The 25,117-nt window shown below is 74.7% G+C and carries 21 protein-coding genes, 3 tRNA genes and 1 pseudogene; 8 read left to right on the top strand and 17 right to left on the bottom strand.

Annotation, left to right across the window (positions count from 1 at the left end):
* The 3 genes from ACGF12_RS30260 to ACGF12_RS30250 form a co-directional block, all read right to left on the bottom strand.
* Positions 1 to 671: AraC family transcriptional regulator (locus ACGF12_RS30260; protein WP_393036903.1), on the bottom strand; the 671-nt coding region annotated here is incomplete at its 3' end.
* A 158-nt stretch (positions 672 to 829) separates the two neighbouring features.
* Positions 830 to 903, bottom strand: a tRNA-Lys gene (locus ACGF12_RS30255).
* Positions 904 to 973: 70 nt separating this feature from the next.
* On the bottom strand, positions 974 to 1,882 hold the full coding sequence (locus ACGF12_RS30250; protein ID WP_393036900.1) for an NADP-dependent oxidoreductase: 909 nt from the start codon (positions 1,880 to 1,882) through the stop codon (positions 974 to 976).
* Positions 1,883 to 2,044: 162 nt separating this feature from the next.
* Between ACGF12_RS30250 and ACGF12_RS30245 the strand changes: the two genes are divergently transcribed.
* Complete coding sequence (locus tag ACGF12_RS30245; RefSeq protein WP_393036896.1) at positions 2,045 to 3,628, top strand: Na+/H+ antiporter; 1,584 nt, start codon at positions 2,045 to 2,047, stop codon at positions 3,626 to 3,628.
* Positions 3,629 to 3,804: 176 nt separating this feature from the next.
* Positions 3,805 to 5,466, top strand: coding sequence for a glucose-6-phosphate isomerase (gene pgi / locus ACGF12_RS30240; protein WP_393036893.1), 1,662 nt, complete (start codon positions 3,805 to 3,807; stop codon positions 5,464 to 5,466).
* Positions 5,467 to 5,615: 149 nt separating this feature from the next.
* Here pgi and ACGF12_RS30235 read toward each other — a convergent pair.
* From ACGF12_RS30235 to ACGF12_RS30225, 3 genes are all read right to left on the bottom strand, one after another.
* A tRNA-Lys gene (locus tag ACGF12_RS30235) sits at positions 5,616 to 5,689 on the bottom strand.
* A 68-nt stretch (positions 5,690 to 5,757) separates the two neighbouring features.
* On the bottom strand, positions 5,758 to 6,315 hold the full coding sequence (locus tag ACGF12_RS30230; RefSeq protein ID WP_393036890.1) for a bifunctional DNA primase/polymerase: 558 nt from the start codon (positions 6,313 to 6,315) through the stop codon (positions 5,758 to 5,760).
* Positions 6,316 to 6,430: 115 nt separating this feature from the next.
* Positions 6,431 to 6,787 carry a hypothetical protein gene (locus ACGF12_RS30225; RefSeq protein ID WP_393036887.1) on the bottom strand — a complete coding sequence of 119 codons (357 nt, stop codon included), beginning with the start codon at positions 6,785 to 6,787 and terminating at the stop codon, positions 6,431 to 6,433.
* A 246-nt stretch (positions 6,788 to 7,033) separates the two neighbouring features.
* Between ACGF12_RS30225 and ACGF12_RS30220 the strand changes: the two genes are divergently transcribed.
* Positions 7,034 to 7,354: a hypothetical protein gene (locus tag ACGF12_RS30220; protein ID WP_393036884.1), complete on the top strand. Its 321-nt coding sequence runs from the start codon at positions 7,034 to 7,036 to the stop codon at positions 7,352 to 7,354.
* Positions 7,355 to 7,358: 4 nt separating this feature from the next.
* Here the strand turns inward: ACGF12_RS30220 and ACGF12_RS30215 are convergent, their stop codons facing one another.
* The 3 genes from ACGF12_RS30215 to ACGF12_RS30205 form a co-directional block, all read right to left on the bottom strand.
* A complete protein-coding gene (locus ACGF12_RS30215; protein ID WP_393036881.1) occupies positions 7,359 to 8,732 on the bottom strand; it encodes an AAA family ATPase in 1,374 nt (457 codons plus the stop codon).
* Complete coding sequence (locus ACGF12_RS30210; protein WP_393036878.1) at positions 8,732 to 10,330, bottom strand: hypothetical protein; 1,599 nt, start codon at positions 10,328 to 10,330, stop codon at positions 8,732 to 8,734. Before ACGF12_RS30210 ends, ACGF12_RS30215 begins: the two co-directional genes overlap by 1 nt.
* A 67-nt stretch (positions 10,331 to 10,397) precedes the next feature.
* On the bottom strand, positions 10,398 to 11,642 hold the full coding sequence (locus ACGF12_RS30205) for a hypothetical protein (protein WP_393036875.1): 1,245 nt from the start codon (positions 11,640 to 11,642) through the stop codon (positions 10,398 to 10,400).
* A 197-nt stretch (positions 11,643 to 11,839) separates the two neighbouring features.
* Here ACGF12_RS30205 and ACGF12_RS30200 point away from each other — a divergent pair, with 197 nt between their 5' ends.
* Positions 11,840 to 12,496: a histidine phosphatase family protein gene (locus tag ACGF12_RS30200; protein WP_393036872.1), complete on the top strand. Its 657-nt coding sequence runs from the start codon at positions 11,840 to 11,842 to the stop codon at positions 12,494 to 12,496.
* Between the two features lie 54 nt (positions 12,497 to 12,550).
* Here the strand turns inward: ACGF12_RS30200 and ACGF12_RS30195 are convergent, their stop codons facing one another.
* Entirely contained in the window at positions 12,551 to 14,197 is a 1,647-nt protein-coding gene (locus ACGF12_RS30195) for a tetratricopeptide repeat protein (protein WP_393036870.1), read from the bottom strand.
* A 262-nt stretch (positions 14,198 to 14,459) separates the two neighbouring features.
* On the opposite strand from ACGF12_RS30195, the gene ACGF12_RS30190 reads away from it, so the two are divergent.
* The 3 genes from ACGF12_RS30190 to ACGF12_RS30180 all read left to right on the top strand — a co-directional run bounded on the left by ACGF12_RS30190 (position 14,460) and on the right by ACGF12_RS30180 (position 16,590).
* On the top strand, positions 14,460 to 14,975 hold the full coding sequence (locus tag ACGF12_RS30190) for a hypothetical protein (RefSeq protein ID WP_393036867.1): 516 nt from the start codon (positions 14,460 to 14,462) through the stop codon (positions 14,973 to 14,975).
* A 105-nt stretch (positions 14,976 to 15,080) separates the two neighbouring features.
* The gene (locus ACGF12_RS30185) at positions 15,081 to 15,986 is read left to right on the top strand and encodes a spermidine synthase (RefSeq protein ID WP_393036864.1); all 906 of its coding nucleotides are present in this window, start codon (positions 15,081 to 15,083) and stop codon (positions 15,984 to 15,986) included.
* A gap of 136 nt (positions 15,987 to 16,122) precedes the next feature.
* The gene (locus tag ACGF12_RS30180; RefSeq protein ID WP_393036861.1) at positions 16,123 to 16,590 is read left to right on the top strand and encodes a GNAT family N-acetyltransferase; all 468 of its coding nucleotides are present in this window, start codon (positions 16,123 to 16,125) and stop codon (positions 16,588 to 16,590) included.
* 89 nt (positions 16,591 to 16,679) lie between these two features.
* Here ACGF12_RS30180 and ACGF12_RS30175 read toward each other — a convergent pair whose 3' ends face one another.
* The 5 genes and pseudogenes from ACGF12_RS30175 to ACGF12_RS30155 all read right to left on the bottom strand — a co-directional run.
* Positions 16,680 to 17,540 carry a hypothetical protein gene (locus ACGF12_RS30175; protein WP_393036858.1) on the bottom strand — a complete coding sequence of 287 codons (861 nt, stop codon included), beginning with the start codon at positions 17,538 to 17,540 and terminating at the stop codon, positions 16,680 to 16,682.
* Between the two features lie 110 nt (positions 17,541 to 17,650).
* Positions 17,651 to 18,097, bottom strand: coding sequence for a DUF4442 domain-containing protein (locus ACGF12_RS30170; protein WP_033353998.1), 447 nt, complete (start codon positions 18,095 to 18,097; stop codon positions 17,651 to 17,653).
* Positions 18,098 to 18,242: 145 nt separating this feature from the next.
* Positions 18,243 to 18,318: transfer RNA gene (locus tag ACGF12_RS30165), tRNA-His, on the bottom strand.
* Between the two features lie 175 nt (positions 18,319 to 18,493).
* A complete protein-coding gene (orn, locus tag ACGF12_RS30160) occupies positions 18,494 to 19,096 on the bottom strand; it encodes an oligoribonuclease (RefSeq protein WP_393036854.1) in 603 nt (200 codons plus the stop codon).
* An 853-nt stretch (positions 19,097 to 19,949) separates the two neighbouring features.
* Positions 19,950 to 20,961 (bottom strand): annotated as a pseudogene (locus ACGF12_RS30155) (helix-turn-helix domain-containing protein); the annotation flags it as partial.
* 968 nt (positions 20,962 to 21,929) lie between these two features.
* On the opposite strand from ACGF12_RS30155, the gene ACGF12_RS30150 reads away from it, so the two are divergent.
* Entirely contained in the window at positions 21,930 to 22,730 is an 801-nt protein-coding gene (locus ACGF12_RS30150; RefSeq protein WP_393036851.1) for a GNAT family N-acetyltransferase, read from the top strand.
* 111 nt (positions 22,731 to 22,841) lie between these two features.
* Here the strand turns inward: ACGF12_RS30150 and ACGF12_RS30145 are convergent, their stop codons facing one another.
* Both ACGF12_RS30145 and ACGF12_RS30140 read right to left on the bottom strand, forming a co-directional pair.
* Positions 22,842 to 24,071 carry an HAD family hydrolase gene (locus ACGF12_RS30145; RefSeq protein ID WP_393036848.1) on the bottom strand — a complete coding sequence of 410 codons (1,230 nt, stop codon included), beginning with the start codon at positions 24,069 to 24,071 and terminating at the stop codon, positions 22,842 to 22,844.
* 434 nt (positions 24,072 to 24,505) lie between these two features.
* On the bottom strand, positions 24,506 to 24,871 hold the full coding sequence (locus ACGF12_RS30140; protein WP_393036845.1) for a hypothetical protein: 366 nt from the start codon (positions 24,869 to 24,871) through the stop codon (positions 24,506 to 24,508).
* Positions 24,872 to 25,117 lie beyond the last annotated feature (246 nt).

Here is a 25,117-nt window from a genome sequence, read left to right as displayed (position 1 = left end):
CGATCTCCACGGCCAGGCCGAGCGCGGTCAGGGTGCCCACTCCGCGCAGGCACGACAGCCGGGCGACCACGGGCGCCCACGCGTCCTGGCGGGCGCAGGAAGACCACCAGGTGACGGGCGATCAGCAGCGCGGCGTCCCGGCCGAGGTCCTCCTCGACCAGGGCCAGTGCCAGGTCGATCCCGGCGGTGACCCCGGCCGAGGTGGCGATGTGCCCGTCTCGGACGTGGATCGGGTCCGGGACCACCTCGACGTCCGGGAACCGCCGGGCCAGTGCCTCGCAGTACGCCCAGTGCGTGGTCGCCCGGCGGCCGGCCAGCAGTCCTGCCTCGGCGAGCAGGAAGGCGCCGGTGCACACCGACACCACCCGCTCGGCCCGACCGGCCAGCTCCCGGATCCGCGCCACCAGCGCGCCGTCCGGCCGTTCGGTGCCCTCCCCGCCGGGGACCAGCAGGGTGTGCACCGGCCCGACGTCGGCCAGGTCGGCGTCCGGCAGCAGCCGCAGCCCGCTGCAGCCGCGCACCGGTCCGCCGCCGAGGGAGGCGGTGGTCACCCGGTACGCGCCCGGCTGCCCGGCGGCCGCGCCCGCTCCCGCGAACACCTCCACGGGGCCGGTCACGTCCAGGCTCTGCACGCCCTCGTAGAGGACGACGACCACGCTGCGCGCTCTCATGCGGCCAGCCTGTCAGCGGGCCGAGGTGGCAGCAATGACCGGTTTCCCACCTTTCCTGCCACCGCGCGTGGGGCCCGCCCCTTCGGCTCGGAGGCGAGTAGCGGCCGCCGAAACGCCGGAAGGCCCTTCGCTCTCGCGAAGGGCCTTCCGGCTGTCTGTGCGCCGCCAGGGACTCGAACCCCGGACCCGCTGATTAAGAGTCAGCTGCTCTAACCAACTGAGCTAGCGGCGCTTGCTGACGTGGAGAACATTACCTGGTCAGCGGCCGAAACACACAATCGGCCCGGACGGCCCCCGCCCGCTCAGGCGGTCAGTACCACCTTGCCCCGGACGTGCCCGGTGGCGACCAGCCGGTGGGCCTGCGCGGCCTTCTCCAGCGGCAGCGCCTCGGCGACCTCCAGCCGCAGCCCGCCCGCCTCCCACAGCCGTACCAGCTCGGCCAGCCGCTCGGCCGTCCGCGGCGCCCGCAGCCCCCGCACGCCCAGCCGCTCGGCCTCCGGGTAGTCGACCACGGTGCCGATCCGGTCCTTGTCGGTGACCAGTTCGACCGAGGCCGCCAGCGCGCCCCGTCCGGCCGCGTCGAAGGCCGCGGTCACCCCCTGCGGCGCCGCCGCCCGGACCCGCTCGGCCAGCCCCTCGCCGTACGCGACCGGGATCGCGCCCAGCTCGCGCAGGTACTCGTGGTTGCGCTCGCTCGCGGTGCCGATGACGGTGGCGCCCCAGGCCCGGGCGAGCTGGACGGCGACGGTGCCGACCCCGCCGGAGGCGCCGTGCACCAGCAGGGTGTCGCCGGGGCCGACCCCGAGCTGGGCGAGCGCCATGTGCGCGGTCTGGCCGGAGGCGGAGAGCGAGCCGGCCTGCTCCCAGGGCATCGCGGCGGGCTTGGCCACCAGCTGGGCGGCGTCCACCGTGACCAGCTCGGCCTGGCAGCCCAGCACCCGGAAGCCCAGCACCTCGTCGCCGACCCGCCAGCCCCCGGTGCCCGGGCCCAGCCGGTCCACCACTCCGGCGAACTCGTTGCCGAGCGTGAACGGCGGCTCGAGCGCCAGTCCCGGCGGCCGGAACCCCTCCCGGATCGCGAGGTCCACCGGCTGCACCCCGGCGGCGTGGACCCGCACCCGGACCTCGCCCGGTCCGGGCTCCGGGTCGGGCACCCGGGTGACCCGCAGGACCTCGGGACCGCCGGACCGCACCACGGTGACCGCCTTCACGGGGACACTCCTCTCGCCAGCTCGCCGTTCGAACGTCCCCGATCTTCGAACGTGAAGTCCGCTTGAGGTCAAGCCATCGTTCGGCGCGCCTTCACGTATGGGCGCATTGTCAGATTTATCCTGGTCGGCGCTCAGCCGTCCGCCGTCGAGAGGAACCGCCCCGTGGGCCAGCTGCCCCTGTTCTTCCTGGTGCTGCTCGCTTCCGTGGTGACCATGCCACTCGCCCGCAGGACGGGGGTGCCGCAACCGGTCCTGATGACCCTGCTCGGCATCGCGATGGCGCTCGTCCCGCAGATCCCGGACGTCTCGCTCGAACCCGAGCTGATCCTCCCGCTGGTCCTGCCGCCGCTGATCTTCGCCGTCGCCCGGCGCTCCTCGGTCCGCTACTTCAAGGCCAACATCCGCTCGATCCTGCTGCTGGCCGTCGCCCTCGTCGTGGTCACCACGATCGCGGTCGCCGGCACGGTGCACTGGCTGCTGCCGGCGCTGCCGCTGGCCGCCGCCATCGCGGTGGGTGCGCTGGTCTCCCCGCCCGACCCGGTCGCCGCCGTCGCGGTGGCCGGCAGTGTCGGCCTGCCCCGGCGCCTGGTGGCGATCCTGGAGAGCGAGGGCCTGTTCAACGACGTCACCGCGATCGTCATCTACTCGCTGGCCATCGAGGCCATGGTCAGCGGCGACTTCTCGGTCGGCAACGCGGCGCTGCGCTTCGTCCTGTCCGCCGTGCTCGCCGTGGTCGTGGGCGTCGCCCTCGGCTGGATGAACGCCAAGCTCGCCGAACGCCTGGACGACCCGACCCAGCAGGTCGCGCTCAACCTGCTCGTGCCCTTCGCCGCCTACGCCCTCGCCGAGGAGATCCACGGCTCCGGCGTGCTCGCCGTCGTGGTCTGCGCGCTCTACCTCGCCGAACGGGCGTCCGACGCCGACGCCGTGTCCTACCGGCTGGTCGGCAACGCCTTCTGGGAGGTCGTCGAGATCCTGATCACCGGCGTCGCCTTCGGCCTGATCGGCCTGGAGCTGGCCACGGTGCTCAAGGAGGCCGGCAAGGGCTGGACCGGCTTCATCGGCGACGCCGCCGTGGTCATCGCGGTGGTCGTGGTGGTCCGGCTGCTCTGGCTGCTGCCGGCCGGCTGGGTGTCCCGGAAGCTGCGCCGCGGCGACGACGAGGACACCCCGTTCAGCTGGAAGGAGAGCGTGATCCTCTGGTGGTCCGGCATGCGCGGCGTGGCCACCGTCGCCCTGGCCCTCGCCATCCCGCTCACCCTGCACTCCGGCGCGGACTTCCCCGAGCGCGGCCGACTGGTCTTCATCGCCTTCAGCGTGGTGCTGTTCACCCTGCTGGTCCAGGGCCTGAGCCTGCCCTGGCTGGCCAAGCGGCTGGAGCTGGACATCGACCAGGACAAGCACGAGCAGGCCGTGCGTCAGCTCTGGTGGCGGGCCGCCAGGGCCGGGCTCAGCCGGCTCGGCGAACTGGAGGAGCAGGACAAGCTGCCCGCCGAGGTCGCCGACCGGCTGCGGGACCGTCAGCACGACCGGCTGGCCCGGCTCTGCCCGGAGGAGTACGCCGAGGAGGACGCCGCCGAGGCCAAGCTGCGCCTCGCCCAGTGGCGGGCCGCCCGGGACGTCGAACAGGAGATGATCGCCGCCTCCCGGCGCGAGATGCTCGTCGCCCGCAGCGAACTCGGCGCCGACCCGGAGCTGGTCGACCAGGTGCTGCGCGGGCTGGACCTGAGGACGGAACGGAAGTGACGGGCAGTCCGCGCGCGCCGGGCGGAATGTGCGCGACCGCCCCCGGGGTTGCATAGGCTGATCCCGGGCAGGCCGTCAACGGAGTCGGCGCACCACCAGTACCCGCACGACCTCGCGAAGAACCCTCACGCCTGGCCCTGCCGGTTTCTGCACCCAGATGAATCGAGGACCCACCGATGTCGGAGACCCGCGCCGACGCCCGCACCCCGCTCGACCGCACCCCGCAGTGGGCCGCCCTGGCCAAGCACCGGGACGAGCTCGGCGAGACCCACCTGCGCGAGCTGTTCGCCGCCGACCCGGAGCGCGGCAGCCGCTACACCCTGCAGGTCGGCGACCTGCACGTGGACTACGCCAAGCAGCTGGTCACCGACGAGACGCTGGAGCTGCTGCGCGAGCTCGCCGCCGCCACCGGCGTCGCCGAGCTGCGGGACGCCATGTTCCGCGGCGAGAAGATCAACAACACCGAGCAGCGCGCCGTCCTGCACACCGCGCTGCGCGCCCCGCGGGACGCCGTCGTCGAGGTCGACGGCGTCAACGTCGTCCCCGGCGTGCACGCCGTCCTGGACAAGATGGCCGCCTTCGCCGACCGGGTCCGCAGCGGCGAGTGGAAGGGCCACACCGGCAAGCCGATCCGCGCCGTCGTCAACATCGGCATCGGCGGCTCCGACCTCGGCCCCGCGATGGCCTACGAGGTGCTCCGCTCGTACGCCAAGCGCGACCTGGACGTCCGCTTCGTCTCCAACGTGGACGGCGCCGACCTGCACGAGGCGGTCCGCGACCTCGACCCGGCCGAGACGCTGTTCATCGTGGCCTCGAAGACCTTCACCACCATCGAGACCATCACCAACGCGATCTCCGCCCGCGACTGGCTGCTCACCGGCCTGGGCGCCGGCACCGAGGCGGTGGCCAAGCACTTCGTGGCGCTGTCCACCAACGCCCAGGGCGTGCAGGACTTCGGCATCGACACCGCCAACATGTTCGAGTTCTGGGACTGGGTCGGCGGCCGCTACTCCTACGACTCGGCGATCGGCCTCTCGCTGATGATCGCCATCGGCCCGGACGCCTTCCGCGAGATGCTGGACGGCTTCCACCTGGTCGACGAGCACTTCCGCACCGCCCCGGCGGAGCAGAACGTCCCGCTGCTGCTCGGTCTGCTCGGGGTCTGGTACGGCGCGTTCTTCGACGCCCAGGCGCACGCGGTGCTGCCGTACTCGCACTACCTGTCCAAGTTCACCGCCTACCTGCAGCAGCTGGACATGGAGTCCAACGGCAAGTCGGTGACCCGCGACGGCACCCCGGTCAACTGGCAGACCGGCCCGGTGGTCTGGGGCACCCCCGGCACCAACGGCCAGCACGCCTACTACCAGCTGCTCCACCAGGGCACCAAGGTGATCCCGGCCGACTTCATCGGCTTCGCCCGGCCGGTCGCCGACCTGCTGCCGGGCCTGGTCGCCCAGCACGACCTGCTGCTGGCCAACTTCTTCGCCCAGACCCAGGCGCTGGCCTTCGGCAAGACCCCGGAGGAGGTCGCCGCCGAGGGCGTGCCGGCCGATCTGGTCCCGCACAAGACCTTCCGGGGCAACCACCCGACCACCACCATCCTGGCCGGCGAGCTGACCCCGTCCGTGCTCGGCCAGCTGGTCGCGCTGTACGAGCACAAGGTGTTCGTCCAGGGCGCGATCTGGAACATCGACTCCTTCGACCAGTGGGGCGTCGAGCTGGGCAAGGTGCTCGCCAAGCGGATCGAGCCGGTGCTGCTCACCGGCGAGGGCGGCGAGCAGTTGGACAGCTCCACCGCGGCGCTGGTCGCCCGCTACCGCGCGCTGCGCGGCCGCTGAGCCCCGGCCGGGCCGTCCGCTCCGGCGGGCGGCCCGGCCCGCCGGCTCTCGCACCGGACGCGTCGGACGCGTCGGACGCACCGGAAACGTCTTGCGACGGGAAACGCCGGAAGGCCCCTTGCTTTCGCAAGGGGCCTTCCGGCTGTCTGTGCGCCGCCAGGGACTCGAACCCCGGACCCGCTGATTAAGAGTCAGCTGCTCTAACCAACTGAGCTAGCGGCGCCTGCTGACAGAGAAGACTCTAGCAGCGGCCGGCGGCCGAGCCAAAATCGAATACCGGTCGCTCTCCGTTCACCCTCCGGTCACGACGGCGGGCTCCGCCGGGGCGGGCGCGCCGGGCTCGCGCGCCGCCCGTACGCAGGCCCAGAGGACCACCGAGGCGCCGGGCAGCCAGGGCTCCCGCTCCTCCGGGGCGACGATCCAGCGGCCGGAGCCCCGGCCGGAGGACTCCGGGCCGTGCACCATCCGCTGGAGCGGCGGCACGGTCACCGCGTCGCCCCTGCCGTGGCACAGCAGTGGCGGCACGTCCCGGGCCCACTCCTCCCAGGCCAGCAGCCGACGCAGCCGGGGTGCCGCGCCGGGCCGGACGAACAGCAGGATGCGCCCCCGGTAGCTCGCGACCGGTCCGCAGCCCGGGCCGGAGGCCCGCAGCTCGTCCAGCACCCGGCGGCCGAACAGCGACGGCATGCTGATCACGTCGAAGGCCCGTCCGCAGGGCAGTACCGAGGGCGCCCACGGACGGGACTCCCAGAGGGCGCGCATGCTGCGCGGGTACTCGCTGGCGGAGGCGAGCCAGGCCTCTCCGGCCACGGTGAGGTACTCCACCGACTGATACGTCCAGATGTCCACGCCCAGCAGCCTGTGCCGTGCGCGGCCCCGGTGTGGCGGAAAGCGCCGTTTGCCGGACAGGGTCGCGGGGCGCCGCGTACCCTTCCGCTTCTGGCATATGCCAGGGGTCAGCCGGTCAGTCCTCGTGGCGTCGCGGCTGGAGCAGGTCGCGGCCGTACTCGATCATCTTGCCGGCGTAGTCGGGGGTCCAGTCCGCCCGCTCGGCGATCTCGGTGTTCGACAGCGCGTCGAACCGGCGCGGGTCGGCCAGCTGCGCGGCGGCGACCGCCTGGAAGTCGGTGGCCCGCTCGGCGGCCGCCCGGAAGGCCAGGGCCAGTTCGGTGGAGCGGCGCAGCAGCTCCGCGGGGTCGTCGATGGACTCCAGGTCGAAGAAACGTTCCGGCTCCGGTTCGGCGGACTGCGGCTCGAACAGCAGCTGCGCGGGGCGCTTGCGCCGGGTGGGCTCGGGCGCCTCGGCGGGGGAGTCGGGCATGGACGGACACCTCCGGGGTCTCGGGGGGAGGGGGCGGACGGTCTGCTGCGGGCCGCACCGCCCGGTTGTGGCCGTCGTCCATTGTCTCGCGGCGGCGGCCGGTAACGGAACGGTGCGCGTGCGGGCGCTATTCCCCCGCGCGCGCCGGGGGCGTACCTCGGGCGCCGTGTATCCGCCGGGTATCCGGATCGGATGCGAACCGGTTGTTCCCGGCACAGGAGTCGCCCACCGAATCGGGAGTACCCCATGCGCGCACCGAAGGCCCTGTCCGCCTCCGTCCTGTTCGCCGCCGCCGTCCTCGCCCCGGCCCTACCGGGGACCCCGGTGGCGCCCGCCTTCGCCGCCGAGACGGCGAAAGTGGTCGCCGGCCCGCCCAGCGCCCCCGGCGGCGTCTCGACCGCGACCTGCCCGGCCGGCACCCACCTGACCGGCGGCGGCTACCGGCTCCAGCCCGATGCGGCCGGCCCGGTGCGCGCCAACGGGCCGACCGCCGACGCGGCCGGCTGGAGCGCCCAGGCGGAGCGCGGCTCGGTGGTGGCCTTCGCGGTGTGCGAGACCGAGGACTGACGAGCTACCGCAGGTGGACCCGGTGGCCGCTGAGGTGCTGGAGGACCTGGTGGTTGGCCTCCCAGCCGTCCGGGAAGGCCACCGGGACGCCCAACTGGACCGGCTCGGTGGACGGGTGTTCGTCCAGCAGCTCGGCGATCCCGGCCCGGGCCACCACGATGCAGGCATGCCGGTGCCGGGAGGCGAGCACGCAGAGCCGGCCGGTCTCCAGGTGGAAGGCGGTCGCGTCCGGGCGTCCGGAGAGCGGGTGCAGCACCACCGTGACGTCGTACTCCCGGCCCTGGAGCCGGTTGGCGGTGTCCACGGTGACGGCCGGACCGGCCGCGCCGTCCACCGGCACGCCCGCCCTGAGCAGGGCCGCCCGCACCGCCGCCGCCTGGTCCCGGTGGGCGGTGCCGACGGCGATCCGGTCCGCGGTGAGCGGGGCCTCGCCCTGCTCGGAGTGGGCGGTCAGGCCGCGCTCCAGCAGCCGCCGGACGGTGGCCGCCACGGCCGCCACCGCCTGCGGGTCGGTCCGTACGGTGTGCCGGGCGGGCAGTTCCAGCAGTGCCCAGCCGTGCTCGGCCGCCCGGTCGATCACGGCGTCCAGCGCCGAGCCGTCGGGGCGGACCGCGGCGGTCAGCCGGCGGTCGTCCGGGCCGGTGCCGGAACGGAACGGCGTGTACGGGTAGAACGCCCGCGAGATCAGCGGCGCCGCGCTGGCGGGCAGCCGCCAGGAGACCGGCAGCCGGTGCGGCTCGATCTGCGGGTTGTGCGCCAGCATGGTGACCACGGCGCTGCTGGACGGGTCGTAGGACAGGCCCGCCCACTGCTCGGTGCCGACCACGGTGAACGGGTCCAGCTGGCCCGGATCGCCGACGAACAGCGCCCGCTCGAACAGCCGGGCCACCGCGAGCAGGGCGTCCGAGCGCATCTGGTACGCCTCGTCGACGATCGCGTGCCGCCACGGCGCCTCGGCCCGGACCCACTGCCACTTGGCGGACGTGGAGATCACCACGTCCTGCTCGACCAGGTCGGCGACCTTGTCGGAGGGCGTGACGTTGGCGTGCCTGAGCACCTCCGGGCCGGGCCTGGAGTCCGCCGCGTGCAACCGGCCGATCGTCAACTCCGGGGCCTTCTCGGCCAGCCGGCCGACCAGGTCGTCCACCTGCCCGTTGGTCTGGGCGACGATCATCAACCGCTCGCCGGCCGCCACCAGCTCCCGGGCGGCCCGCACCACCAGGGTGGACTTCCCGGCGCCGGGCGGGGAGTCCACCACCACACCGCGCGGGGCGCCGGCCAGTGGGTGGACGGTGGCCGTCAGGATGCGGGCCACGGCGGCGTCGGCGGCCGCGCCCGGGGACTGCTCGGGACCCGACTCGGGGGCCGGTTCGGCCATCACTCCCACTCCTCGGAGGCGGACGGGGCGGTTACGGGCGCGGCGCCGGGCGGGCCGCCGTGGGTCCACGGGGTGTCGTCCGGCTCGGGCAGCGGCGCGGACTGGCGGACCGTCAACTCGAACAGGGTGAAGGTGACCGGCTCGCCGGGCTCGGGCAGGCTGCCCGGCTCCGGTTCCTTCTTGCGGCCCATGCCGGACAGCACCCGCAGGGTGATGGTGCCCTCGGCGGGCTCGACCGCGACGATCTCGGCCTTCTGCGTCGACGGGCCGTGCACCCGGTGCACCTCCCGGCCGAGGTCCGCGTGCGGGCGGTCGGCGGTGCGCAGGGTGAGCAGCGGGCGGGGCTTGGGGGAGCGGCCGGTGGTGTCCCAGTCCGGTACCACCGCGGTCACCACCCCGCTGAACGCCTCGCCGGACAGCCGGTGTTCGGCCATCGCCAGCGGGTCGTCCAGCGCCTCCTGGACGTCGAGGCGGGCCTGCTCGCGCTCGCGCTGGGCGAGCTTGCGGGCGGCGGTGACGGCGTCGTCCTGCCGGGGCTGCGGGGGCTCGCCGGCCGCGAGGCGGTCCCGGTGGCCGGTGTAGGACCAGCGGTCGCCGGTCCAGCGCTCCTCCAGGTGGCCGGCCGGCGGCAGGGCGCGCAGCAGGTCCAGGCCCCGCCAGACGTCCCGCCAGGTGGGCAGCAGGACGGCGGTCAGCACCTCCGTCAGCTGGTCGACCGCCGAGCGGACGGCCGCCCGGGCGCGCTCAGCGGCGGCCTCGTCCCGCTGCTCGGCGCTGTGTCGTAGGGCAGTGGTGGCGGTGTCGTAGCGGGCGATCGCCGGGGCGAGCACGAACTCGTCGAAGCGCGGGTCGGTGGCCGGACCGGCCGGCGGGTGCAGCAGCTGGCCGTGCTCGTCCCGGCCGCTCTCGGCCAGCTCGGCCGCCCGCGCACCGGTCAGCCCCGGCGGCGGGTCGTGCCAGGCCAGCCGGGCGGCCAGGTGCTGGTCCTCCAGGTGGCTCTGTCCGGTGGCCCAGTGCCGGGCGAGCAGGCCGGTCATCGGCAGCAGCAGGCTGGAGCCGGGCACCTGGGCGCGGTCGGTCAGATGGGTCAGCCAGCGGCCGAGCAGCGGCACCCGCAGCGGCGCCGGGTAGGGGCCGGGCTCGGCGTCCTCGACGGTGCGGCGGAACCGGGTGGAGCGGCCGATCAGGGCGAGGTGGTGCACGCCGGCGCCGTTGGGCACGATCAGCTGCGGCGCGTCGGAGCACAGCTCGCGGAATACCTGGGTCTTCTCGCCGGTCTCCGGGTCCTTCTCGGAGCCCTCGATCTGCTCGACGTCGTCGGCGAAGGACTCCAGGTACGGCAGCAGGTCGGCGGCCAGCTCGGCCAGGAAGTCGAAGCGCAGGGTGCGGTTGAGTGGCTGCGGCACCAGGTGCAGCCGGGGCGCGTCCCGGTCGGTGCCCAGCATCACGGCCAGCGGCGCACCGGACTCACCGGCGGCGGTCAGCGGGATCAGCACCATCGGGCGCTCGGACAGGTGCCGATGCCGGACGGTGGCCAGCGGTTCGGCCCGCCCACTGCGGACGGCCTCCAGCCGGGCGAGGGTGGTCAACAAGCTCATGCGCCCGTGCACCTCTCGACGATTCGCTCTCCCCCAGCCTTCGGCCGGGGGTACCCCCATCGCTCGCTCATGCGCCCACACCCAGTGCTTCCGCGCGCAGGGCGGCCGCGTAGGCCAGGCGCTCGGCCGCGTCGTCCACGGCGTCGTCGCCGTCGTCCGTGCCGCCGCTGTCCGTGCCGCCGCCGTTCGAGCCGCCGCCGTTCGAGCCGGAGGCGGCGGCCAGTGCCTCGGTGACCGTGCGGATGCTGCCCAGCTCGCCGCGCACGCCCCGGCCGAGCTGCTCGACCCGGTCGCCGCAGCGGGCCTGGGCACGGCAGTGGAAGCCGAGTTCGCAGGAGGAGAGGCAGTCCGGGCTGTACGCGGCGGGCACCGACTCGACCGCGGCGGTCAGCTGCTCGGAGGTCCGGGCCGGGGCGCCGTTCCGGTCGGCGGCCAGGTCGAAGTCGGTGCCCGGTGGCAGGGTGTCCAGCAACCGGTCGATGCCGGTCATCCGGCTCAGCTGGCGGCGGGTGACGGCCAGCTCGCGGCGGACGTCGACGGCGACCGCGGTCGGCCGGTTGCCGAAGTCCTTCGGGCAGACCAGCAGCACGCTGGTGCGGGGGCTGCCCGGCAGCCGCTGCTCGGTGTACGGGTCGTCGGTCGGCGCCTGCCCGGCGGCCGTGGCGGCGGTCCGCTGGAGCGCCAGCACGTACACGGCGGCCTGGCGGGCGGCGGCGCCGACCTTGGCAGGGTCCGCGCTGCCGTCCAGCACCGGGAAGGACTTGATCTCGACCACCGTGCACCGCCCGCCGTGCACCACCAGCGCGTCCGGCTCCAGATAGGCGGTGCTGCCCGCCACCTCCAGGCGCAGCATCGGGTGGTCCAGCAGCGTCCAGGCCTCCGGCTCGGCGGCGGCCAGGGCCAGCGCCTCGGCCGTCCGGTCGGCGCGGACGGCCGGGCCGGAGCGGTGCAGCAGGTCGGGCACCAGCAGCGGGGCGCGGTCGTCCGCGGGGACGCCGAGGTGGGCGCGCAGCGGCTCCAGCAGCACGGAGTAGTCGTCCGCCTTGAGCCGGGACTCGAAGATCACGCCGCGGGCGATCGCGAACGGGGACTGGCCGAAGGGGGCGGGGCGGCCGAGCCGGGCGGCCAGCGCGGACTTGTCGACCCCGGCCGCGTCCAGCACGGCGCGGCGGTGACAGCCCGGATTGGCGGCGAGCGCGGCGAGGGCGCGGGCGTTCAGACTGCGTTGCGGGGCCGGTCCGCGCAGCTCGGCGAGCCGCAGGGCGAGCGGCTCAGCGGGCCCGCTGAGCGGGACGTTCGTCGAGACGTTCATGGTGCCGTTCAGTGTCGCATCCGGGTCCGACACTGCGGTGCGGACCGGCTGGTTCCGGCCGGTTCCGGCCGGAACCGGCGGGCACCACGGCCCGCGATCGTGGTCGCCGTCCGGGTGGGGGATCATGGAGCCCGGTGCTCAAGGGTGAGACCGACCGTTGACCGCCCCGCTGACCGCCCCGCTGCGAGGAGCCCCCCATGCCCGCCCGAATCGTGCTGGTCCGCCACGGTGAGACCGAGTGGTCGGCCACCGGCCAACACACCGGCCGCACCGACATCCCGCTGACCGAGGAGGGCCGCGCGATGGCCCGGGCGCTCGGCGCCCGGCTCGCCAAGGCCCCCTGGAACGGACTGCCGGACGCGCTCGTCTACACCAGCCCGCTCGGCCGCGCCAAGGAGACCTGCGAACTGGCCGGCTTCGGCGACCGCGCGGTGGAGCGCCCGGAGCTCATGGAGTGGGACTACGGCCAGTACGAGGGCCGCACCGGCGCGGACATCCGGGCCACCGACCACCCCGGCTGGCTGATCTGGCGCGACGGGGTGCCCGGCGGCGAGAAGCTCTCCGAGGTGGCCGCCCGGGTGGACGCCTTCCTCGCCGGCCTCCACGAGGAGCACGGCGTCCCGGATTCGGACACCACGGTCATGCACTGCGCCGATCGGGACGTCGTCCTGTTCGCGCACGGCCACGTGCTGCGCATCCTGACCGCCCGCTGGCTGGGCCTGCCGCCCGAGTTCGCCCAGCGGTTCAAGCTCGGTACGGCGGCGCTGTGCGTGCTGTCCTGGGAGTACGGCGCCCCGGCGGTGGAGGTGTGGAACGACCTGTCCCACCTGGAGGAGCTGAACTCCGGCCACTGACTCCGGCCACTGACTCCGGCCACTGACTCCGGTCGGCGGCCCGGCCGCGGCTGCTCAGGCCGCCGCGGCCTGGTCGTACCCGGCCAGGAAGCAGCGGACCTCGGGCACCGCGGCGTGCCGGCGCAGCCGGCCGGCGGTGTCCGCCAGCATGCTGCGGATCCGGGCCGAGCGGACCTCGCCGAACAGTGCGACGGCGGCCGAGCCGTGGTGCGCCGCCCCCGCCAAGTCCCCCCGGCTGAGCCGGTCGTGGGCCAGCTCGGCGGTGTACAGCACCCGGTTGCGTACGAAGTGCGGCTCCTGCAGCGCTATGGCCAGCGCGGCCTGCTCGCTGGCGCGGTCCCAGTCGCCGAGCGCGGACCAGCACTGCGACTGCAGGCCGACGAACTCCGCCTCGCCGAAGAAGGACATCCACTCCGGGTCGCCCTCGGACGGCCCCCGGTCGAACAGCGCGTACGCCCGGCTGATCGCGCGTTCGCAGGAGGATCGGTCCCGCAGCACGGCCCAGGCGCCGGCCTCGCGCATGACCAGCAGGGCGAGCAGCCGGTCGGAGTCCAACTGCCGGGCGGCGGACTGCCCGGCCTGTGCGGCACGCAGTGCCTCGCGGGGGCGTCCGGCGTCCCGGGCGAGGAAGGCGCTGTTGCAGAAGACGTGCGCCTCCAGGGCGGGGTCCCCGGCCATCCGGGCGGTGGCGAGCGCCTCGGCGTAGAACGAGCGGGCGTCCGCGAGACGGTTCGAGTCGTGTGCCAACCAGCCTACGGAGATGGCGAGTTCACCCGCTCCGGCCTGGAGCCTGCGCTCTGTCTCGGCGGTGTACTCGCCCTCGTTGAGCAGCACGTAGGCGGTGCGCAGCGACTGTCCGGCGAGGTCGTACAGGGCGTCCGCGCCGTGCGCGTCGTCGGCCAGTCTGATCTCCCGGACGGCCTGTTCGACGCCGAGCACCTCGGCGGCGCCGACCTTGCGCGGCGGCGGTACCGGCCCGGGGCGGCCGGGCACCACCGGGTCCAGGTCGAGCAGTGATGGTGCGGTGAACTCCGCACCGGGGACGGCACCGGGGACGGCACCGGGGACGGCGCCGGGGACGGAGCCTTGGCCGTCCGCCGGGCCGAAGCCGGCACCGGCTGCGGGAGCGGCAGCGGCCGGGCGGTCGATGCCGATCACGGTGGCCAGCGCGGTCGAGCCGCCGGCCAGGAACGTACGGCGACGCACGTCGTCGTTCTCCTCGTCGAGATAGGGCGATCCATCGGGCCCCCTGGGCACCGCGCCGGCCCTCGGCCACGGGGGCCCGTCCGGCGCGGCTGGATCCGCGTACGGCGAGGCAGCGTACGGGAGTTGGGTGGAGAGCGGTGAGCGCGGGGAGGGCAGGGGCGGGAACGGCGGGTGGAGCGGGGGCACCCCGGCCGCACCGCCGCTCCCCGCCTGGCGGCGGCGGACGGTGGTGCGGGGGGCGAAGCCGAGGTCGGTGAGCGTGCGGTCCGGCCACATGTGCCGGAAGACCCGCTCGTAGGCGTAGTTGGGGCAGCGGATCTCACCGGACTCGACCCGTCCGACGTAGCGGGCGTCGCAGGACACGTGCTCGCCGATCTCGCGGGCGGCCCGGCGGACGGCCATGGCGAACTCGCCGGGTGAGCGGTCGCCGCGCAGTGCGCGCATCGCGGTGTTGGGGGACGGTCGGTTCGGCTCGGCCGGTGGGGTGGCTGCCATGGCGCCGAGAGTACTCGGAGTCACCGATCGGCCACAGTCGGTTTGCGGGATATATGCCGTCAATATGGGGCAAAGCAGGCGTTCTTGCGGGATATCCGCCATGAAATGCCATGCCTTGCTGTAATGCGCCCCGTGGCCTCGGGTACCACCGCGGCGTTGTCCTGATACGTGGAAGCCCAGGCCGTCCCCCCGGCCCGTCCCCGCCCCGGCGCCCCACCCGCGGGCGACTGGGCTTCCGACCCGACGAGGTACAGGAGGGCCCATGATGGCCACCGGACTGCCGCAGTACCGACCCGTCGTCGGGGGTGTGCTCGCCGGCGCCGCCCCCGCCCTGCTCCCCGACCCCGCCGACGAGCGGTTCCCCGGCCGGGGCCCGGTCGACGGCGGCCGCGGCTCCTGCGGCGGCCTGCGCCGGGACGCCGCCGTCCCTGAGGAGGGCACCCTGGTCGCCGGTTGCGACACCGTGACGGTCGCCTTGCGGCACGGCCTGGAGGCCGTCGACATCCTGCGGCTGCGCCGCGCCTGCGGAGCCGTCCTCCAGAGCCGCAACGGCAGCACCGTCTCCTTCCTCGTCCCGGCCGGCACCTGGGAGACCTGGCACCTGCCCGGCAGCTCCTGTACGGCCGGCGCCCTGGTGCCCGGCGCCACCGACCCGCGCTGGGTGATCCCACCCTCCGGCGCCGGCCGCGCGGCCCGCCCCACCGACGCCTGGGTGCTCCGCTCCGCCCTCTGCGAGGCCGCCTGCACGCTCACCGCGGGCGGCCTCGGCCCGTTCTAGCGGGCGTGCCGCGAGGATTCCGCCGGGCCCGAAACCCTCCGGCCGGATCCCCACAGCACGCCCCTGACCTGTGGGTGTCCCCTCTCGGCGGCGATAATGGCCGCCATGGGACGAAGCAGCAGAGCCGCGCGCACCCCGGAGCCGGAAGCCACCACCGGGCCGGGCGGGCGCACCCACGCCCAGGGCCCGCTCAGCCGTCCCGTCGGCTCCGGCCTGGCCGAACTGCGTCCCGACCGCGACCGTCCCGCCGCCTGGACCCTGCTGATCGACGGTGCCCCGCAGTCCCTGGTCGACCTCGCCGACCCGACCCACCTCGGCTTCGAGTACCAGCGCCGGCTCGGCCACCTGATCGACCTGGCCGCCCCGCCCGGCCGCCCGCTGACCGTCCTGCACCTGGGCGGCGGCGCCCTCACCCTGGCCCGCTACGTGGCGGCCACCCGGCCGCGCTCCCGCCAGCAGGTCGCCGAGATCGACACCGAGCTCACCGAACTCGTCCGCGCCGAGCTCCCGTTGGAGCGCGGCTGGCAGATCAAGGTGCGCGGCGCGGACGCCCGCAGCGTGCTGGAGCGCACCCCCGAGGCCAGCGTCGACCTGGTCATCACCGACGTCTTCTCCGGCGCCCGCACCCCGGCCCACTGCACCACCGTCGAGTTCGCCACGCTCGCCGCCCGCGCCCTCGTCCCCGGGGGCTGGTACACCGCCAACATCGCCGACGGCGCCGCCCTGCCCTTCGCCCGTTCCCAGGTCGCCACCCTCGCCGCGGTCTTCCCCGAACTCTGCCTGGTCGCCGACCCCGCCGTCCTGCGTGGCAAGCGCTTCGGCAACCTCATCCTCGCCGCCGCCCACACCCCCCTGCCCGTCCCCGACCTCACCCGCCGCGTCGCCTCCGACTCCTCCCACGGCCGCGTCGAACACGGCCGCGCCCTCAGCGACTTCACCGCGGGGGCCGTTCCCGCCACGGACGCCACCGCCGCGCCGTCCCCGGCCCCGCCGCCGGGCGTCTTCCGCTGACGGCCGCGCTCGCCGCGGCCCGCCTCGGCGCGGTAAATCCGTTTGAGGGCGACCGAGTTACGCCGGACAATGGCCCTGTTGCCCGACCGCCCTGTTGCCCTGCCGCCCTGTCCTGCCGCCGACCCGAGGGGGCGCCATGCTCATACGACCCGCCCGCTCGGACGAGGCCGAGCTGCTCACCGGCATCGCCCTGCGAGCCAAGGCGTACTGGGGCTACGACGAGGCGTTCATGGCCGCCTGCCGGGAGGAGCTGACCGTGGACGCCGCCGTGATCGAGCGGGCGTCGACGTTCACGGTGGTGGCCGAGGACGACGGCCGGGTGCGGGGGTTCGCCGTACTGGCCGCCGCTCCGCCGTCCGGGGAGCTGGCCATGCTCTTCGTCGAGCCCGACCGGATCGGCCGCGGCATCGGCCGGGCGCTGTTCCGGCACGTCCGAGACGTTGCCCGGGCTCGCGGCCTGCGCCGCCTCATCATCGACTCCGACCCGCACGCCGAGCCGTTCTACCTGGCGATGGGTGCCACCCGCATCGGCAGCACGCCGTCCCTCTCGATCCCCGGGCGTGAACTCCCGCTGATGGAACTGGAGCTGAACCCCGGGGTCTAGGCCGTGTCTTGGGCCGTGTCTTGCGCTGTGTTCTGGGTCGTTTCCTGGGCTGCGCCCCGGACCGTGTCGCGGGTCGCGTCGTGAGCCGTTCAGTGCCCGCGCGGCAGTCCGCGGTGCTTGCACATGGCCGCGCCGGTGAGCAGCAGTCCGGCGGCGATGGGGGCGAGCACCGCGGTGGCCGTCGCGGAGCCGTCGGCCACGGCCGTTACGGCCGCCGTGTCGGCGAGGGCGAGCGCCTCGGGCGTCTCGCTGTCCGTCGGTGCGGCGGGCGGCGAGGAGGGGGCCGCGACGCCTGCCGCACCGACGGGTTCCACCGTGCTCAGTCCTTCAAGGGCCGTGGCCTCCCGCACCGCGGGAGTCTCCGCCGTCTCGGGCCGTGGCCGGGGCGCCTGCCGGGGAGCGCGCGGCTGGGGCGCGGTGGGCGGTTCGGCGGGCTCGTCCTCGCGGGAGGTGCGGGTCTCGGCCGGGCGGGCCCGGGTGGGGGCGGCGTCGAGCAGTCCGGAGGCGAGCGCGAAGGCGTCGGGGACGGCGGCGCGCTGCCCGGGCAGGGGGAGCCCGCCGGCCCGGATGCGCTCCTGGAGTACGCCACCGACCCCGCTGGTGGTCGCGTACAGCGGCGCGTCGCTGGTCGGTTCCCCGACGCGCCCGGGGGAGTGGGCGGCTTCCGGGGCCGTCGGCCGCCCCGGTTCCGGGGGGCGGGCGGCTGACTGCCCGTCGAGTGCGGGGACGCCGTGTACGGCTCGGCGGACGGCGGGCTGGGCCTGCCCGGGCAGCGGCTCGGCGGAGGCCGCGTACACGCCGGGTGCGCCGACGCCCCAGAGCTGTGCGAGCAGGGCCCCTCCGACGGCGACGGTGCGCGGGTGGGGCAGCCACCGGGCGAGCGCCCGCCGCGCTCCGGCGACGCCGCGCCGGGCGGGTTCCTGGGGCTTGGTCGCGTGATTGGCTCGCACGTGAGTTGAGAACGAGCGGACGGCCGGTGAGGTCACGCTCGCCGTCACGGACAGTCATCGCGCACGTGGCCCCGGGGCGGTCCGCCCGGGGGCCACCGACCGCGCGGCGGTCAGGAGTTGGGACGCAGGGTCCAGGTGACCGTCATCACACCGGTGACGGCGCCGTCGGCGCGGGTGATCTCGACGGTGACGGGGAACTCGGGGCGGCCGCCGGCATCCAGCTCGGCGACGACCTCGGTGGCCGGGCGGCCGAGCACGGCGGTGGCGGTGACCTCGCCCATGGCGAGCTTCTTGTACGCGATCTCGGCGTTCACGGCGAGCGGCACGGCCCGGGACAGCTGGTCCCCGAAGGCGGCGAGCACGATGCAGCCGCTGGCGGACTCGGCGAGCGTGAACATCGCGCCGGCGTGCGGGCCGCCGACGTGGTTGTGGTACGCGGGCTGGTCGGGCAGCCGGAGCACGGCGCGCTCCGGGGTGGTCTCCAGGTACTCGAGCTTCAGGGTGTGCGCCATCGGCACGGTGGCGTCGAGCATCTGGCCGATCGAAGGAGTGGTCATGACGACGATGTTACTAGCCGGTAGATTCTCGCGGCAGGGGCCGGTCGGAAAAGCCGACCGGAAAAGCCGGACCGGCGTGCACAACTGAGGCAACGCGAAAACGCCCGAGGGGCCGACCTCTTGAAGAGATCGGCCCCTCGGGCTCTGGGGTGAGTGACGGGACTCGAACCCGCGGCCACCTGGACCACAACCAGGTGCTCTACCAACTGAGCTACACCCACCATCTGTCCGGCTCGTTCCCGCTCTCGCGTTCCCGTTCCGACAGGAAGAACTCTACAGGATCCGAGAGGGTGCTCGCGCCAGGGTTTCGTTCCGGCGGACGCGGGCACCCCCTCCGCCCTTCCGAGGGCCGTCCGGGCGCCCCCGCCGCGCCGGTCGCGCCGGGGGCTCGCCGGGTCAGCCTGCCGGGGCCTGGTACTTCTCGGCGATGGCGCGGGCGGTCTCGGCGTCCGGACCGGGCTGCGGCACGAACACCGCCTCGCGGTAGTACCGCAGTTCGTCGATGCTCTCGCGGATGTCGGCGAGCGCCCGGTGGTTCCCACCCTTCTGCGGGCTGTTGTAGTACGCCTTGGGGTACCAGCGGCGGGCCAGCTCCTTGATCGAGGAGACGTCCACGATCCGGTAGTGCAGGTGCTTCTCCAGGGCCGGCATGTCCCGGGCCAGGAAGCCGCGGTCGGTGGCCACCGAGTTGCCGCACAGCGGCGTCTTCCCGGCCTCCGGCACGTGCTGGCGCACGTACGCGAGGACGAGCTCCTCGGCCTCGGCCAGGGTCACGCCCTGCTCCAGCTCCTCCAGCAGGCCGGAGGAGGTGTGCATCTCGCGCACCACCTCGGGCATGTTCGCCAGCGCCTCCGCCGGCGGGCGGATGATGACGTCCACGCCCTCGCCGAGGATGTTCAGCTCGGAGTCCGTCACCAACACCGCGACCTCGACCAGGGCGTCCCGGTCGAGGTCGAGGCCGGTCATTTCACAGTCGATCCATACCAAACGGTCATTCACACAACTCACCCTACGGCGCGATCACGCGCCGCGGGCACCGGTGGAGCCGAGAGGGGTGCCGGAGCGACGCCCTCGGCCTGGTGCTCCTCCGCCCCGCCGTGCGGCCCGCGGCCCTCCGGGTGCTCGCCCTCCCGGCCGGTGCGGACCGCATGCCCGTCCCGTCCGGGACGGGCCTCGCGCGCCGCCCGTCCGCCGTCCGCCGCCCCGGCCCGGCCCGCCTGGGTGCGGACCTGTGGCGCCCGGGCCTGCCGGCCCCGGAGCTCGCCCGCCCCGGCCGCCGGCTGCCCGGCGGCGGCCGGCACCCGGCCGCCCGGCACACCGTGCGCGCGACCGCCCGCACCCGGCTCGTCGCCGGGCCGCTCGACCGCGCTTCGGTGCCCCTGGCCCTGGCCGCGCGCCCCCGGCTGGGGGTGGCCGTCCTCGGCCGCCGCGTGCTCGGCGGTGCGCGACGGACGCCCCGCACCCGGCCCGGCCTGCGGCGGCACCAGCGGCGGCCGCACCGGACCGCGCGCCGCACCCTGCTGCCCGGGGTGCGGCTGCTGCGCGGCCTGCTGGTGCGGGTACGGCTGGCCCGCGCGGGCGTGGAAACCCTGGGCGGCCGGCGTCCCGGCCTGCCCCGGACCGTACGGACCGGCATGGCCGTGCGGCACCGGCTGGCCGTGTGCCCCCGCCTGGCCGACCGGCACCTGCGCCCCGGGCCCCGCCGGGAACGGGTGGGCCGGCTGCGCACCGGGCGCCGCCCCGCCGAACAGCGCCCCGCCCGCCGAGGCGGCCGCGGTGGCCGCCGGGTGCGGCAGTGCGCCGGGCAGCCGCAGGTCGCCGCCGAGCGCCCCGGCCGTGGCGGGCGACTGCTGCCCGGGCCGACGGGCCCGGTAGCTGGTCCGGTACGCGGCCGGCGAGACCCCGAGCTGACGGCGGAAGTGCCCGCGCAGTGCCACCGGCGAACGGAACCCGCACCGGCGCGCGACGTCGTCCACCGACAGCTCCGAGGTCTCCAGCAGCCGCTGGGCCTGGAGCACCCGTTGGGTGATCAGCCACTGCAGCGGCGCACTGCCGGTGAGCGTGCGGAAACGGCGGTCGAAGGTGCGGCGGCTCATGTATGCGCGGGCGGCCAGCACCTCGACGTCGAACTGCTGGTTGAGGTTCTCCAGCGCCCAGGTGACCACCTCGGCCAGCGGGTCGTTGCCGATCTCCTCCGGTAAAGACTGATCGATGTACTGGGCCTGTCCTCCGCCACTGCGGCGGCTGGGCACCACCAGTCGGCGGGCCAGCGCGTTGGCCGCCTCGGCGCCGTGGTCGCTGCGCACCACGTGCAGGCACAGGTCGATCCCGGCGGCGGTGCCGGCCGAGGTGAGCACGTCGCCGTCGTCCACGAAGAGCTCGCGCGGGTCGACGTGCACCCGGGGGTAGCGCTTGGCCAGGGTCGGCGCGTACATCCAGTGGGTGGTCGCCGGGCGGCCGTCCAGCAGGCCGGCGGCGGCGAGCACGAAGGCGCCGGTGCACAGGCCGATGATCCGCGCGCCCTCGTGGTGGGCCTTGCGCAGGGCGGTGATCGCCTCGACCGGCGGGGGCTGGGAGATCGAGCGCCAGGCCGGTACGACGATCGTGCCGGCCCGGGCGAGGGCCTCCAGGCCGTACGGCGCGGAGAGGGTCAGGCCGCCGGTGGTCGCGAGCGGGCCCTCCTCCCCGGCGCAGACCAGCAGTCGGTAGCGGGGGACCCCGGCGTCCTGGCGGTCCACGCCGAAGACGGAGAGCGGGATGGAGCTCTCGAAGATCGGGGCGCCGCCGAAGATCAGCACCGCGACGGTCTCCCTGCGGCGTCGGCCGGACAGCTTGCGCGGGGCGCCGGCCGTCAGCGGGCCCACCGGGGAGCCGTTGGCGCCCGGTCCGCCGCCGTGGCCCAGCGGGCCGTGGCCGGGGGCGGTGCCCAGAGCCAGGCCGCCGAGCGGGCCGCCGACGCCGTTCGCGCCCGGGGTCGAGCCGCCGGCGGGGTAGGCCGGGTGGCCGTTGTAGCCGGAGTACTCGCCGGTGAAGGGCTGGGCGGGGCTGCCGTAGGACTGCGGCGGGCTGACGGGGCCTCGGCTGACGGGTTGTCCGCCGTAGATCGGGCTACCGCCCTGGGGCGACTGGACCCCGTAGGGGGCCGGTCCGCCGTGGGACTGGCCGCCGTGGCCACCGTGGGCTTGGCCGCCGTACGCCGGACCGCAGTGCTCGGCCGGGGCGGGGCCGGCGGCGGACGGCGCCGGGGGATAGGGGGAGTGCGAGGCGGGGCCCGAGATGCTCGGGGTGCCGGAGGTACGGGTGGTGGCGGCGGTCGCGGAGGTGCCGGTGCTTCTCGCGGGCCGACCCGCGGTGCCGGTCGGCGCCTGGCCGCTGTCAGGACCCGCGTCGCTCCTGCTCACCCTGCTCAAGGCGCTCAAGCCCCCTCGGTGGTGTGGTGTGGGTGGTGCGGCACTGCTAGCCAAGATCGAAATCTATCGGGTGGACCATTGCCGTTGTGACAAGTTCACCATCCGACGCTATGTCGACATGGCAATTTGGCGTGATGCATTCGATCACGAAGCGTGGCACCCGTCGACCCTTCTGGGAAGAGGGCCGGGGCAACGGTGGCTGGTTGTCGCGGGGCGGTTCCTGGGGCGTCAGGCTTCCGGGCACTCGGCCGGCGGGTCTGGGCTGCGGATTTGCCGAAGGGGGAGAGAGCGGCGCGAAATTGACTGAAAATCGGCGGTGCACGTGAGGGCGCACGTGCGCAGGCCGTGCGCCTCCCAGGCTTCATCCGGCCAGTGTCGGGGCGGTCGAACCGGGGCCGGGGTGGCCGGGCTACGGTCCTGCAATGAACACCAACAGCCGGCTCGAACAGGCCAACGACAATGCAGCCGCTTTCTGGCTCGCCCAAGCCGGCGCGCACGGCTGGCAGTCCCGCGTCCAACCGGAGCTGACGGCGGTCCGCTGTGCGCGCACCCCGGACGACTCGCAGCGTTTCGTGGTTACCCGTCCGTACGCCGAACCCGGCGTTGTGGAAAAGGAGTTGGCGGAGCTCCTGGACGAGTGGGAGACCATCCGTTTCACCCTGGAGGACCCGTACGGCGGGCTCGACCTGTCCCGCTTCGGGGCCACCCGGATGCCGATCATGCCGGTGATGGCGCGTGAGCCCGGTCCGGTGGAGGGCGTGCCGACCGAGCTGCCCGCCGTCTCCCCGGCGCGCGGCGGCGGCTCCCTGCCGGTGGATGAGGCGTTGGACGGCGACACCTTCGCGCAGGTCGAGCGGGTCATCGTGGACGGCTTCCCGCTGCCCGCCCGTCAGCCCTGGACCCGCAACGAGGCGCTCCCGGAGCAGTTGTTGCGCCAACCCGGCTGCCGGGCCTGGCTGGGCCGGGTCGACGGCGCCCCGGCGGGTGCCTGCCTCAGTTACGACGACGGCCGGGCCACCGGGGTGTACTGGGTCGCCACCCTGCCTGACCAGCGCGGCCAGGGGGTGGCCCGCGCCGTGCTGCGGACCGCCCTGGCCCACGCGCACCCGGACCGTCCGGCCACCCTGGTCGCCACCTCGGTCGGCGAACCGCTCTACCGCACCCTCGGGTTCACCGAACTGGCTCCGACCTGCTGGTGGACCCGTACCTCGCTGGGCGGCTGACCAGGGCCTTCGACGCGGGGCGCGGCGGTGCGGTGCGGTGCGGTGCGGTGCGGCGGTGCGGTGTCCGGTTTCGAACGGGGCCCTTTGTGTGAGCGGAACCCGGCCTCGGTGCTACTGGGCGGCCGCCGCCGCGACCGTGGCCGTGACCGGCGCCGAGGCGAAGACGGTCTGGGCGGGTGCGGCGCCGTCGACCGCCGCGCGAGTGTCATCGACCGCCGCACGAAGGGGCGTTGGGCGCACCATCGGAACGGCCCGACCGCCCTCCGCGCCCGGTTCCACCCCGGCGCCCGGCCCCGCGCCCGGTCCTGCGCCCGCCCCGATCCTGGACTCCGCCTGCACTCCCGCGCCCGGGCGGCCGTCGGCGATGACGGCAAACTCACCTGATCGGTTTCGGACACCGGCCCCTGTTCCCGAGCCCGAGGTGCTGACCGTCCCGGCGTTCACGGCAACGGGCGCACTGGGGCCCTCCGGGGCGGTCCCCGTCGGGTGTGCGCCGGACCGCGCGCCGAGCAGCGCCGTCGCGCGCGCCGGGCCCCGCACAGCGGCCCCGACGGCCTGCCGGCGCACCGGCCCGCCGACCTGGACGCCCGACCGAGTTTCCGAGCGGGCGTCCGCTCGGACCTCCGAGCGGACGTTCGGCCGGGTGTCCGAGTGGGCGTCCGGGCGGGCCGAGGGCGCGTTGCGCGCCGCCAGCACGAGGCCGACAGCCTCCGGCAGACCGGCCGCCTTCAGCGTCGGCCGGTAGCCGCTCTCCGCCCACGGCCGGTCGTGGTGCAGCCAGACGCTGCGCAGCCCGGCCAGTTCGGCGCCGGCGATGTCGGCGGGCGCGTGGTCCCCGACCATCCAGGTGTGCGCCGTCCAGTCCCCGGTCGGCCGGACGCCGCACCGCTGGGCGGCTATCTCGAAGATCAGCGGATCCGGCTTGACACAGTCGGCCTCCTCCGAGATCACCCAGCCGTCGACCAGAGGCCCCAGCCCGGTCCGCCGGATCTTCTCCAACTGCGGCCGGGTGCCGCCGTTGGAGACGATCCCGAGTGTCCACCCCGCCGCCCTTGCCGCCCGCAGTGCCTCGATGTTCCGGGGCGGGCAGTGGATGTGCGAGTTGATGCCGCGTCGGAAGTGCGCGAGCAGGAACTCGACGGAGGCGTCCAAGCCGTAGCGGCGCCGGACGGCGGACAGTACGGTGCTGCGCGGCACGTAGCCGCCCCCGTCGAGGGTGACGAACCAGTCGAGGTCGCCGGGCGGCAGGTGGTGTTCGGACAGGAAGTCCTGCGCCCAGGCCCGGAAGGCGGCGTCCCGGGGTAGTAGCGTGTTGTCGAGGTCGAACAGGAGCAGGGCCATGTCGAGCATGGTGCCAGCGCCCGTGCCTATGCACTTGGCAAATGCCAGACCGCGTCGCGAAGCCGTACGAAGTGGCCGAAACGGGCCTGGCACGTGATGGACGGAGGGCGTCCGGACGGGTCGACGGGGCCGGTTTGGGCTCCTGGGGCGTAACGGTTCGCGACATCCCGCAACGGATCGTCGCCAATCCATGACAGTCCGGTCACGGTGTCCGGTGGGCCTGTTGCGCCTTCCGGTCCGCTCAGTCAAGCTCCAGGGAACCTCTTTTCCGGAGGGGCGCGATCGCCTGCGGGCAGGGCGCACTGTTTCGGCGTGCGCATCCCCCTTTCGCGGGAACAACATCGTTCCAGGGCTTCGCCGCTGGGCTGGGCCCCATGCCCGTCGTACTCTGAAAGGAACAGGTCACATACGGTGCTGCTCGGCGTAGATCGACGTCATCCCGTTGGCGGGCCTGCCACCCGGGCAGCGTTGTCCTCTCCTGTCGGCCCCTCTCCCTTGAAGAGCCGTGAGCCATGGCTGTTTCTGAGCCTTCCCGACCGGTCGAACCCGATGCGCCCCGCAGTGCGGGCGCAGGGCCCGGGGGAGACGGCGCCCGCACGAACCTCGACCCGGTCGACGGGCGCCGAGACGAGCGCGCCGACGGAGGCGCGGACGGGCGCGCCGAAGGGCGCCTCGAAGGGGGCCTGGGTGAGGGCGCCGAAGACCATGGCGACGACGGTGCCGGTGGCCGTGCCGAGGGGCCTGCCGGCCCACATGTCGAGCGCGCCGAGCGCGCTGAGCCGGCTGAGTCCGCCGGCCACCTGCCGAGCGACGCCCGGGAGGCTTCGGACGCCCCGGACCGCGTTCCGGCCGATGCACCCGGCGACGAGGTCCGGCCCGCAGTCGCGAGCGCTGAGCGGGGTGAACCCCGAGGCCTCGCGCGCGCTCTGCGCAGACTCACCCGCCGTGGCAGCCTCGCCCGGCGAGACCGCCCGGGGCCCCGCCAGCGCCGTGGCGAGCCCCCGCGTGGTCCTGTGGAGCCCCCGGTGACGGGCCGCCCCGGACCG

The organism is Kitasatospora sp. NPDC048296, from assembly GCF_043201815.1.
Lineage (GTDB): Bacteria > Actinomycetota > Actinomycetes > Streptomycetales > Streptomycetaceae > Kitasatospora.
This window is presented reverse-complemented; position numbering and strand designations above follow the sequence as displayed.